The sequence below is a fragment of the Actinomyces sp. HMT897 genome, from assembly GCF_016626125.1.
GTDB lineage: Bacteria > Actinomycetota > Actinomycetes > Actinomycetales > Actinomycetaceae > Actinomyces.
On sequence record NZ_CP067336.1, the window covers coordinates 474,137 to 486,410 of the forward strand.

At 66.5% G+C, this 12,274-nt stretch carries 13 protein-coding genes; all 13 read left to right on the forward strand.

Features of this window, described 5'->3' with window-relative positions; translation table 11 throughout:
* Positions 1–40 precede the first annotated feature (40 nt).
* The 13 genes from JJJ15_RS01935 (at position 41) to JJJ15_RS02000 (ending at position 12,267) form a co-directional block, all read left to right on the forward strand.
* Positions 41–2,506 carry a phage/plasmid primase, P4 family gene (locus JJJ15_RS01935; protein WP_200511270.1) on the forward strand — a complete coding sequence of 822 codons (2,466 nt, stop codon included), beginning with the start codon at positions 41–43 and terminating at the stop codon, positions 2,504–2,506.
* Between the two features lie 15 nt (positions 2,507–2,521).
* The gene (locus tag JJJ15_RS01940) at positions 2,522–2,857 is read left to right on the forward strand and encodes a hypothetical protein (RefSeq protein ID WP_200511271.1); all 336 of its coding nucleotides are present in this window, start codon (positions 2,522–2,524) and stop codon (positions 2,855–2,857) included.
* A gap of 467 nt (positions 2,858–3,324) precedes the next feature.
* On the forward strand, positions 3,325–3,783 hold the full coding sequence (locus JJJ15_RS01945) for a hypothetical protein (protein ID WP_200511272.1): 459 nt from the start codon (positions 3,325–3,327) through the stop codon (positions 3,781–3,783).
* Positions 3,784–3,819: 36 nt separating this feature from the next.
* A complete protein-coding gene (locus JJJ15_RS01950; protein WP_200511273.1) occupies positions 3,820–4,608 on the forward strand; it encodes a hypothetical protein in 789 nt (262 codons plus the stop codon).
* A gap of 111 nt (positions 4,609–4,719) precedes the next feature.
* On the forward strand, positions 4,720–5,154 hold the full coding sequence (locus JJJ15_RS01955; protein ID WP_200511274.1) for a hypothetical protein: 435 nt from the start codon (positions 4,720–4,722) through the stop codon (positions 5,152–5,154).
* A gap of 5 nt (positions 5,155–5,159) precedes the next feature.
* On the forward strand, positions 5,160–6,407 hold the full coding sequence (locus tag JJJ15_RS01960) for a PBSX family phage terminase large subunit (protein WP_200511275.1): 1,248 nt from the start codon (positions 5,160–5,162) through the stop codon (positions 6,405–6,407).
* Between the two features lie 69 nt (positions 6,408–6,476).
* On the forward strand, positions 6,477–7,976 hold the full coding sequence (locus JJJ15_RS01965) for a phage portal protein (RefSeq protein ID WP_200511276.1): 1,500 nt from the start codon (positions 6,477–6,479) through the stop codon (positions 7,974–7,976).
* Between the two features lies 1 nt (position 7,977).
* Positions 7,978–9,087 (forward strand): phage minor capsid protein, encoded by a 1,110-nt coding sequence (locus JJJ15_RS01970; protein WP_200511277.1) that lies wholly within the window; start codon positions 7,978–7,980, stop codon positions 9,085–9,087.
* Between the two features lie 18 nt (positions 9,088–9,105).
* Positions 9,106–9,723, forward strand: a complete 618-nt coding sequence (locus JJJ15_RS01975; protein ID WP_200511278.1) for a hypothetical protein — start codon at positions 9,106–9,108, stop codon at positions 9,721–9,723.
* Between the two features lie 10 nt (positions 9,724–9,733).
* On the forward strand, positions 9,734–10,681 hold the full coding sequence (locus JJJ15_RS01980) for a major capsid protein (RefSeq protein ID WP_200511279.1): 948 nt from the start codon (positions 9,734–9,736) through the stop codon (positions 10,679–10,681).
* Positions 10,682–10,790: 109 nt separating this feature from the next.
* The gene (locus JJJ15_RS01985) at positions 10,791–11,189 is read left to right on the forward strand and encodes a hypothetical protein (RefSeq protein ID WP_200511280.1); all 399 of its coding nucleotides are present in this window, start codon (positions 10,791–10,793) and stop codon (positions 11,187–11,189) included.
* Between the two features lie 2 nt (positions 11,190–11,191).
* The gene (locus tag JJJ15_RS01990) at positions 11,192–11,524 is read left to right on the forward strand and encodes a hypothetical protein (RefSeq protein ID WP_200511281.1); all 333 of its coding nucleotides are present in this window, start codon (positions 11,192–11,194) and stop codon (positions 11,522–11,524) included.
* 350 nt (positions 11,525–11,874) lie between these two features.
* Positions 11,875–12,267, forward strand: a complete 393-nt coding sequence (locus JJJ15_RS02000; protein WP_200511283.1) for a minor capsid protein — start codon at positions 11,875–11,877, stop codon at positions 12,265–12,267.
* Positions 12,268–12,274 lie beyond the last annotated feature (7 nt).

Sequence of the window (12,274 nt, forward strand, 5' to 3'; positions counted from 1 at the left end):
ACACCACCCGCACCAACGGCGACAAGACGAAGGAGAACCCATGACCACAACAGGCCATGACACCACACCCACCACGAACTCCGTCCTCGCCGCCGCCCTCACTGCCCACGCCACCGGCTACTCCCCCATCCCCATCCGCCCCGCCGACACCAACGGCGACAAGCGCCCCGCCGTCCCCTGGAAGCCCTACCAGACCACCCCCGCCACGACCGACCAGATCCACACCTGGTTCGACCAGCCAGGTCGCTACGGGCTCGCCGTCGCCACCGGCGTCGGCAACCTCCTCATGATCGAGCTCGAGGGCCGCGCCACCAGCCACCTCGCCGACCTCACCACCACCGCCAACAATAACGGCGCCAGCGCCCTGTGGACCAGGGTCCTCACCGGCTGGCTCGAGTCCTCCCCCTCCGGCGGCATCCACGTCTACGTCCGCACCACCAGCCCCACACCCGGCAACGAGAAACTCGCAACCCGCCCCGCAACCCAGGAGGACCACGCCGACGGCTACCAGGGCAGGACCGTCACCCTCGCCGAGACCCGCGGACAGGGAGGCTACACCGTCATAGCCCCCACCCCCGGCACCTTCCACCACACCGGACGCCCCTGGACCCTCCTGGCCGGAGGCCCCACCACCACACCCACCCTCACCGACGACGAGCTCACCACCGTACTCGACCTATTCCGCTCCCTCCACACCCCCACCCAACCACCCACCCCACCCGCCCCCACGCCACCAGCAGCAGGCACGAAAGAGGGCACGACCCCCGGCGACAGCTATGAGGCCACCACCACCTGGCCCCAGATCCTCACCCCCCACGGATGGCGGATCCACCACGAGGACGCCACCACCACCTACTGGACCCGCCCAGGAAAGACCACCGGCATCTCAGCCACCACCGGCCACGCCGACGACCGCGACCGCCTCTACGTCTTCACCACCAGCACCGACTTCCAGCCAGAGACCCCCTACACCAAACTCGGCGCCTACGCCCTCCTCAACCACGGAGGCGACATGCACGCAGCAGCCCGCCACCTCGCCCACCAAGGCTACGGCGAACCCGCCCGCATGAGCACAGACACAACCGTCATCGACCTCCCCACCAGGAACACGACACAGAACAACCCCGACCCAGAGACACCACACACCCCCACAGCCACCACACTCCTCCACACCGACGACGCCAACGCCCTCCTCCTCGCCCGACAGCACACTACCACCCTCCGCCACATCACCGACCGCGGCCGCTGGGCCACCTGGGACGGCACCCGCTGGCGCATCCAACCCACCACCGGCGGACTAGCCCGCGAACTCGCCAAGACCACCGCCCGAAACCTCCCCGAAAATAACAAAACCGCACAATCACACAAAAAATACTCACTATCAGCTAAAGGAATTACAGCAATGCTTACCCAAGCAGCCACAATCCCAGACCTCACAACAACCACTGACCTCCTAGACGCCAACCCAGACCTCCTCAACACCCCAGACGGCACCCTCAACCTCCGCACCGGAACCCTCAACCCACACGACCCACAAGACCTCTGCACCCGCATCACCACCACCACACCAGACCCCACCCACCCCACCCCCATGTGGGACACCTTCCTCACCCAGACCTTCGGCGACACCCCCCAAGGCCACGAAGTACGCGACTACGTCCAGACCCTCCTCGGCTACGCCGCCACAGGACATAGCAACCTCCACCTCCTACCCTTCCTCCACGGCGCCGGAGCCAACGGCAAGTCCGTCCTCCTCGACGTCACCACCACCCTCCTCGGCGACTACGCCACCACCGCACCCGCCGCCTTCCTCATGGCAGGTCGTCAGGACGACTCAGCCATCGCCTCCCTCGCCGGAGCCCGCCTCGTCGTCGCCTCAGAGGTCAACATCACCGACCGCTTCGACGAGGCCAAGGTCAAGACCCTCACCGGCGGCGACCGCATCACCGCACGCTACCTCTACCACGACTACTTCACCTTCACCCCCTCCCACACCATCATCCTCATGGGCAACAGCCAGCCCCGCATCACACAGGGAGGCGTCAGCCTGTGGCGACGCCTACGCCTCATCGACTTCCCCAACACCGTGCCAGCCGACCGGAGAGACCCCGACCTCGCCCACAGGATCATCACCCAAGAGGCCCCCGGCGTCCTCGCTTGGATCGCCACCGGGGCCCGCACCGCCCTCACCCAGGGCATCACCACCCCCACCTCGGTGGAGCAGGCCACCGCCAGCTACGCCGTGGAGGAGGACCACCTCACCCGCTTCATCGCCGACTGCCTCACCGTCGGCGGCGGCGACCAGACCCGCGCCCACTCCTCCCAAGTCATCGTCGCCTACCGGGCCTGGTGCGCCAACGAAGGCGAGACCCCCATGAGCCCCCAGGCACTCGGCCGCGAGCTACGCACCCGCACCGGCACCCGCACGATCTCCAGCCACGGACGCCGCTTCTACACCGGCCTCACCGTCACCACCCCAGACCCCCTCGACCTCACCACGATCTGAAAGGAAACCAGACCCATGCCCATCAGTATCTACAGGACCCGCCCCGCCGTCGTAGAGGCCGTCCGGTGGGGCACCGAGGACCCCGCCACCGTCTGGAATTGGCTGGAGGCCCACGGCTGCCCCTGGCTAGTCGGAAACGCCCTGACCCCCTCCACCCTCCGCCCACGAGATGGCGGCCCGGCCGACCACGGCATCTGGATCCGTCCCGTCGACGGCCACCTCATGATCCGGACCCCCACAGGCGATACCACCGTCATGCCGGGCGACTACATCGTCCACGACGCAGCAGGCGGAATCCACCCCCTCCACCCCGCCGCCTTCGAAGCCACCTACGAGAACGTCCTCCCGTAACGAAAGAAAGCCATGCCCCGCCGACGTCGCCCAATCCCAGCCCTTGTTGCCACCACCATCGAGACCCGTACCGGCATCCACCCTCACCTCGCTAACGGCCGCACCCACACCACCCGCTGCCCCCACTGCCACACCCTCGTCCTCACCGGCATCACACCCCACCCCTGCGGAGCCAACTACACCATCGACCCCACAGCCCTCACCCCCCAAGGGCTCACCGCCGCCATCATTCTCAACACACCCACCTGGACCCTCCACCCCACCCCCACAGGTTGGACAGCCGAGGACCACACCTGGCCGGGCATCCCAGGCACCTGGGCCACTCCAGGACCTCACGACATCACCGCGCCAGCCCACCAATGCGGCCGCACCCTACCCGGCACACCCATCCCACCCCGCCCCAGAACCACGCCAGGGTACGACCTCCACCAGCCCATCCCCTACCTCAAAGACCAGGAACCCCCACGATGGTAAACCGCCCCAAACAGATCGGTACCCGCGCCGAGACCGCCGTCACCCGCTACGCCCGCACCCACGGCCACCCCCACGCCGAACGCCTCGCCCTCCACGGCGCGACAGACCTCGGCGACATCCGCCTTCACCCCGGCCTCATCGCCGAGGTCAAGGCCGGCCACACCGCCGAGACCGCCTCCCCCACCCAGATCCAGACCTGGTGGCACCAGACCATCACCGAACGCCACAATCACGGTGCCACAGCAGCACTCCTCATCACCAAACGCGCCGGTTACAGCCCTAACCGGTGCGGATACTGGGACACCCATATGGACCTCACCACCCTCCTCACTCTCCTCGACGCCCCCGCACCCCAGGACACCACCCCCCTCACCCCCCTCATCCGCATGAGCCTCGACTCCGCCCTCACCCTCACCACCCACTGGGCAGCCCGACAGCCCACGAGCCACTGACCACCGAACACACAGAACCCCAGACAGGAAACCCATATGGCCACCACCGACCGCACCATCATGGAACTCACCGACCTCGCACAGTGGGCCCCACTCCTCACCGACGTAGGCACCGCTGTCCTCGACCCTCACACCCCCCGAGGCCGCACCCACACCACCCCCACCCACTTCCCCTTCCACCTCGACCAGACCTGGGACCACGACGAGGACGGCGCCACCGGCGTCCGTACCCAAGCCGGCCTCGAGGACCTCCTGACCAGCATCGCCCGCCCCGTCGCCACCCTGCTGGACGAGACCATCACCCCCACCGTCTACGCCTACCTCGCCACCCGCTGCGAGTGGATGGCCGAGCACGACGGCGACTGGGACACCACCCAGGACACCATCCACCAGGCCTGGGCCACCCTCGCCCACCTCACCGGCCACACCCCCCAGAACCTCGGCTCCTGCCCCGTCCCAGGATGCCCCGGCACAATACAGGCCGCCACAGGCCGCCAGGGCCGCTCCGACCATGCCTTCTGCGACACCTGCGACACCTACCTCCCTACCGACTACACCAGCCTGGACAAGGACTACCTCCTGCGGATCCTGCGCCCCACCATGCGCACCGCCACCGTCCCCTCAGATGCCGTCGTGGAGATGACAGAGCTTGCCACCATCTGGGCCCCCGACGTCCCCCGCAACACGCTAGAGGTCTGGGCCAAGCGCGGCGTCCTGACCAAGTACCACGACCGAAGACGAACCGTATACCGGCTACGTGACGCGAACACGGCGATCATCGCCCGCCTACCCCTGCACAGACGACCCCCACATCGTGTACCATAAAGCCGTCCAGCAGTGTGCCGAAAACGCCCCCTACGACACCACGTCGTAGGGGGCGCTCCCAACCCAGACCACCAGCAAATGAGCCGCCCATCGCTTCCCCAGGAGGACACCATGGGAGGTAAGAAGACCCGCACCCCAGCAGGCACCAGACGCGACGCACACCGCCGTGAACGCATCCGCCAGGCCCTCGAGCACCGCATCAGCGGCGCCACCTACGGCGATATCGCCACCCAGATGCGCATCAGCCGCTCCACCGCCTACACCTACGTCCAGGACGCCCTCAAGGAGATCACCCGCGAACCCGCCGAACAGGTCCGCACCCTGGAACTCCAACGCTACGACGCGCTCCTCACCGCCCACTGGGCCACCGCCCTGCACGGCGATCAGGCCGCCACAGACACCTGCCTGAAGATCATGGGCCGCATCGAGCTCCTCCACGGAGTCAAACCACCTACCGAGTCCGACGACACCCGCCGCACCTCCAGTCTGCTCGCCACCATCGCCGCCAACGCAGCCACCCTCGCCACCACCCACACCCAGGAGTAAAGCCCATGCCCCTGTCCGTCAAACAGGGGCAGGTCATCCACGCCATCCTCAACGGACCAGCCCGCAGCATCGTCCTCGACGGCGCGATCCGCTCCGGCAAAACCCTCAGCACGCTCCTCGCCTGGGCCACCTGGATAGACCAGAAGGCACCCGCCGGACCCCTGGTGATGATCGGCAGGACTCGGGACACGATCCAACGCAACCTCATCGAACCACTGGCCGAACTGGACCACGGCATCGTCACCCACGTCACCACACGCTCCACCACCGCCACCGTCATGGGCCGCAAGGTCTACCTCATAGGCGCCAACGACGCCCAGGCCGAGTCCAAGATCCGCGGCCTCACCCTCGCCGGCGCCTACGTTGACGAAGCCACCCTCCTGCCCGAGGCGTTCTTCGTACAGCTTACCGGCCGCCTCAGCGTCCCTGGGGCGACCCTCATCGCCACCACCAACCCCGACAGCCCAGCCCACTGGCTCAAGACCCGTTACCTCGACAAGGCCGGCTCCCTGGGATGGGCCTACTACCAGTTCACGATGAACGACAACCCCGCCCTCACCCCTGAGTACGTAGAGGCAAAACGCCGCGAGTTCACCGGCCTATGGCGGCGTCGCTTCATCCAGGGCGAGTGGGTGAGCGCCGAGGGCGCCGTGTACAGCATGTGGGATCCCACCCAGCACGTCGTCCCGCACGACAGCTTGCCACCTACACGCGCCGTCCTCGGCGTCGGCGTGGACTACGGCACCACCAACGCCTCCGCCGCCATTATGCTCGTCCTCGGTACCGACGGCGTCCTCTACGCCGTGGATGAGTGGAGAGAAGACTCCACCGAGACCACCAGGTACACCGACGGACAGCTCTCCAACTCCCTCCGCACCTGGCTCACCTGCCCCCACCTGCCACCCACGGACACCGAGGGGCTCCTCATGACCCCCAGATACATCTGCCTCGACCCCGCCGCCGCCTCCTTCCGAGCCCAGCTCGCTGCCGACGGGGTACGCACCGAGCGCGCCGTCAACAACATCGCTCCTGGGATCGCCCTGGTAGCCACAGGCCTGTCCGAGGGCTGGCTCAGGATCAGTGACCGCTGTACAGCCCTCATTCGGGAGATCCCCGGCTACTCCTGGGACCCCAGAGCCACCGCCGTCGGTGTTGACCGACCTATCAAGACCGCCGACCACTCCTGCGACGCCCTGCGCTACGCCGTCGCGACTCTGGAGTCCCTCTGGCGGCCCCACATCCGCCGACGATAAACAAGGGGGAGGATGCAAGTGTCTCAGCCGTGGACTCCTACTCCCGGGCAGACATGGCCGCCACCAGCCATGGCTGACCTCTGGGCCACTATGACCGTGTGGGACGCCTGGTGGACCGGAACCCCCGCGGCCCTACGCTCTGCCATGGCCGTACCCACTAGTCGGCCCACGAACCACCCGTCTCAGTACCGGGGCGGCATCGTCGGCAGGATCGCACGCTCTTTCTGGGGCCGCCCTCTGCCTGAAGGCGACAGGCCCAGCCGTGGCGACCTGCATCTGCCTCTCGCCTCCGACCTCGCCCGCACCAGCGCGGACATCCTCTATAGCGACCCGCCTACTATCACTACCACCGTACCCACTGCCCAGGACCTCATCACCCAGTACATTGAGGACGGAATCACGGACACCCTGATGGGAGGCGCCGAACTGGGAGCAGCCCTCGGTGGCCGCTATCACAGGGCTACCACGGATCCTACCCACACCCAGGGCTGCCCCTTCGTCACTACGCACGGCCCCGACGAGGTCATCCCCGTCTTCCAGTGGGGCCGCCTTACTGCCGCCACCATTATCAGTGAGTTCACCGACTCTGCTCACCCCGGTGTGGTCTGGCGTCATCTTGAAGACCACTGGACCGACCAGGGCGGGTACGGGCACGTCCGCCACACCCTCTACGAGGGCGCCAACAACCTGCTGGGTCGCCCGGTACCGCTCACTGACCGGCCGGAGACCGCCAGTCTAAAGGTGGACCCTACTGGGGAGTGGGTAGGTAGCGGCCTCACTCCCGGCCTCGCCGTCGTCTACGTTCCTAACCTTACTCCCCAGCGGGCCTGGAGGAAGCACCCGGTAGGCCGCTATCTGGGCCGCTCCGACATCGACGGGCTCACCAGCCTCATGGACGCCCTTGATGAGACGTGGTCCTCCTGGATGCGTGACCTGCGCCTGGGCAAGGCCCGGATCCTGGCAGCCCGCAGCGTCCTGGAGGGTGGTACCGGCGGCCAGCCCTACACGATGGATCTTGACCAGGAGGTCTTCACTGCCCTTGACGTCCTTGACAAGGGCGAGCACACGCCTATCGAGCAAGTGCAGTTCGCTATCCGTGTCACCGAGCACGAGCAGACTGTACGGGCTCTGACGGAGACGATTATCAACCAGGCCGGTTTCTCCCTGGGCACGTTCCAGGAGTCCTCGGACACCGACATCACGGCCACTGAGGTCAAGGCTAGGGAGAAGCGGACCCTGACCACCAGAGGGCGTAAGGCCGCCCACGAGAAGCGGGCTCTGACCGCCCTTCTGACCAAGATGCTCGCCATACAACAAGTCATACCAGTGGATCTCACGGTCACATTCCCTGAGGTCGTTCAGGAGAACCCCCTAGAGCAGGCCGTGAGCATCGCCGCCGTCAAGAACGCATCCCTGATGTCTATGAGGGTCGGTGTCCAGCTTCTCCACCCCAGCTGGGACGCCTCCACCGTGGACGCGGAGGTTGCCGCTATCCGCGATGAGATGGTCACCCCGATCGAGGATCCCACCACCTGGCATCCTGACTATGACGATGACAGGACCAGGTAGAGTGGGTACTGTTCCAGGCCTCGAGTGGCAGGTACTCACCAGTCGGGTCGCCGCCTACTATGCCGACGCCGAGCTGCGGATCATTGAATATCTTGCTGACCGCCTCTATCAGGATCTCGGTGCACCCGAGTGGGCTGTCACCCGTCTCGCTGAGCTGGAGACTGCACGTCGCCACATCGACGTTGTTCTGGGCCGCACCGAACACGGCATAGCCCGTCTGGTGGACAGCATCTTGAACATGGCTCATGATGCGGGACAGGGACGGGCAGTCACCGACCTGGAGGCGGCTGGCCTGCCCGCTACCCTTCCTCCGGCTACTGCGAACGCCGTCGCCGTCATCGCTGCTGACACCATGGCCTACCTGTACCGGATGAGGCCCGTGGCGCTCAGGGCGGTCACGGACGCCTACCAGCACGTCGTCGCCGAGGCCAGTGCCGGTACCGTCTTGAGCGCGCAGACCAGGGCGGACGCCGCGCAGACCGCTCTGACTCGGTTCGCTCGCCACGGTATCACTGGGTTCACCGACAGGGCTGGACGCCGATGGCGCTTGGATTCCTATGCTGAGATGGCCGTACGCACCGGCATCATGGCCGCCATGACCGTGGGGCACGTCAACACCTTGGCTGCCGTGGGGCACCACCTCGTGCTTGTCGCGGGGCACGGCTACTCCTGCCCTCTGTGCTCACCGTGGGAGGGCAAGGTCCTGTCCACCGACGGCCTGCCCGCAGGTACCTACTGGATGCTCTCTGCCGTCACGGACGAGCAGGTGCAGGTGCGAGTTGCGGGGACCCTGGATCAGGCCAGGGAGGCGGGGTTGCTGCACCCAAACTGCGCTCACGCCCTGGGCCTCTACCTTCCCGGGACCAGCCCCTCGATCCGCCCGGGCAGACCAACCCCGGAGGGCGGGTACGAGGCCACGCAGCGGCAGCGGGTCATCGAGCGGGAGATACGTCGTTGGAAGCGCAGACTTGCTGCCGCCCTCACCGAGGAGGTGGCACACGCTGCCCGCGTGAGGATACGCCGATGGCAGCAGGAGCGTCGCCAGCTTCTTGCCCAGTACTCGGATCTGCGTGCCAAACCACGTCGTGAACAGGTCAGGACAGCCCACTAAAGACCCAGGAGTGAACCAATGGACACCACCAACCTTGCTGCAACCACCATTGAGCCTGCTGCCCCTGAGAAGCAGCAGTCCACCATTGAGCCTGCTGGCAGCCCGGAGAAGGCTGACAACAGCGAGGAGCCACAGGACGTGAGCGCTCTTCCCCAGTGGGCACAGAACCTCATCCACAAGACCCGCACCGAGGCCGCCGAGGCCCGCACCCAGGGAAAGAACGCTGCAACCCAAGCCCGCGACGACGTCGTCCAGGCCATCAGCAAGGCCCTTGGCCTTGCTGATGACACCAAGACCCCCACAATCGAGGACCTCACCACCCAGGCCCAGACCGCCCAGGCACAAGCTATCGAGGCCCGTCGTGAGCTCGCTATCATCCACGCCGCCGTCGCCCTCCACGTAGACGCTGCCACCCTGACCGATTCCCGGTCCTTCATGGCAGCCGTCGCCTCTCTCGACCCCGCTAACACCGACGCCATCATGACGGCGGTCCAGGAGCACGTCAGGACCCACCCCCACCTCGCGGCAGGCCCCCAGGCGGGCGCCTCCGCCGTAGACCAGCCCGGCCAGGCGCCCGGCCGGCACCACACCGCAGGCAGCCTCGCTGAGGCCGTCACCCGCCACTACCAGCACTAAGGAAAACGCTATGTCCGTCACCCTTGAGCAGGCCAAGCTGAGCACCCAAGACGATATTGATCTCAACGTCATCGACGAGTTCCGCACGAACCCTGTCCTGGATCGCATGGTCTTCGACGACTGCGTCAACCCCGCAGGAGGAGGCGCCACCCTCACCTACGGGTACACCCGTATCGCCACCACTCGTAAGGCTGCGTTCCGTGCCGTCAACGAGGAGTACATGCCCTCCGAGGTCACCCGGAAGCGCTACGTTGTCGATCTTAAGCCCCTCGGAGGCTCCTTCCAGATCGACCGGGTAATCGCCAACCTCGGCCCGGCCGCCTCTGGTGAGATCACCCTCCAGATGAGCCAGCTCATCAAGGCCACTCAGGCCAAGTTCGGTGACGCCGTGGTCAACGGCGACTCCACCAAGGACGTCAAAGGGTTCGACGGACTTGCCAAGGCCCTCAAGGGATCCTCCACCGAGGACACCACCGAGCACGACTGGACTGGTGCTATGGACACCACCAAGGCGCTCAGTATCCTGACCGATGTCGATGACCTCCTGTCCCGGCTCGACAGCCAGGCCACCCTGCTGCTCGGCAGCCGCAAGGTCATCCAGTTGGTCAAGGCAGCTTCCCGTTTCGCGAACCAGTACGTGGAGCACGTCGGCCCACGTGACACCGCGCTGCCCGCCTACGCCGGCGCGGTCCTGGTGGACGCAGGTCTCAAGGACGGCTCCGCCGAGGACGTCATTCCCGTCACCGCTGGCGTGTCCGCTCTCTACGCTGTACGGATCGGTCTTGATGGGTTCCACGCCGTGTCCACCTCCGGTACCCCGCTGGTGCGTACCTGGATGCCGGACTTCAGCACGTCCGGTGCGGTCAAGACCGGTGAGGTCGAGCTCGGACCTGTCGCTGTCGTCCTCAAGGCGTCCAAGGCCGCAGGCGTGCTGACGAATATCAAGGTGGGCGCGTGAACGTCGAGCGGCTCGGGGCACCGTTGCAGGACGTCTCCACGGGCCCTGCCCCGGACACGCCAGGCACGAAGAAGAGTCCGGCTCCTGCAACGGCGGTGAAGGAGGAGGAGTGAGCGAGCTCGCTACCGTCGCCGATCTGGCTGCCGCCGGGATCGACACGACTGATGAGGTCAGCGTAAAAGCCCGGCTCAGGGCCGCCACCCTCACCGTCCTGGCCGCCCTGCGCGGCTGCGTCTACGACCCTGAGGACACGGCCTTCAGGCAAGTGGCACGAGACGCAGTGGTAGCCCAGGTGGCTGCCATGGCCGCCTACGGCATAACCCCTGGTCAGCCTGTCCGTCCGGTAGTGGTCTCCTCCAAGAGCCTTCAGTCCGCGTCCGTGTCCTACGCAGACGCTACCGCCCTCACCGGTGACGGGGCCAGGCTCCGGACAGGCGGCCTAGCCCCCGGGGCGCAGGCCGTCCTGGAGATCGCGGGCCTGGCCCCGTACGTCACCACCAGAGGATGAGCATGGACGAGTTCACCGAGTTCTGGTCCCATCAGGTAACCGTCACTCCTGTCTCCGAGACCGGGGTGACCGACGACTACGGGTACCCCTCTACCCAGCCGCCCTACACGGTGGACGGCTGGGTAGAGGAGACCGTACGCATGGTCCGTGACCGGACCGGGACAGAGGTGACCAGCACGGCCACCCTCATCCTGCCGTACACGGCAGCCCGTATCCCGCTGGAGTCCACTGTCACCCTCCCTACAGGGAGGACTACCACGGTTCTGACTGTCACGACGTCACGCGACGCCACAGGCCTGGGCCTGCCCGCCCACACCACTTACCACCTCACCTGACAGGGGGACCCTATGGGCAGCACATGGCGTCTGCCAGCTGTCTCACAGGCCGCGAAACAGGCTGCCAGGCAAGGCCTCAGTCTTGCTGCCGAACACCTCCTGACCGCGTCCCAGGCACAGGTCCCCGTGGACGAAGGCACCCTACGAGGCTCTGGGACCGTCTCCCAGGATGGGGACACCGCCACTGTCTCCTATTCCACGCCTTACGCCTGCCGCCAGCACGAAGAGCTCGGCTGGCACCACCCCAAGGGCGGCAAGGCGAAATACTTGGAGGATCCCCTCCACGAGGAGCAGACAATCATCCGTCACATTATCGCTACCCAGATCCGTCGAGCCCACGGAGGCGGGGCATGACCGCAAGCCTGGATGAGTGGGAGGCAGCCGTCCGCGCCCGCCTCGCCGCCTACCTGAATAAGGTCAAAGTCACCATAGGGGTCATGCCCGCTACGCCGGACCAGTGCGTGACCGTGAGGGCCTACGCCGACTCTGTACCAGCAGACCCCGCCAATGACATCAGGCTGATCCGCCTACAGGTCCGCTGCCGCCAGGCTCCGTGCGCGTCCCCGCCGACCGCCACCCGCTTGGCTGAGGCGGCCCAAGCAGCCCTCCTCGGCCACGGCCTGGTCCTCGCCCTGGACCTGCCCAGGGCGAGGGTCACACACCTGTCCACCGCTGTCCTCGGCGTAGACGCCGAGCGACGTGACGAGCGCACCGACAACTACCTCATCACCACCACACGCTAAGGAGTAG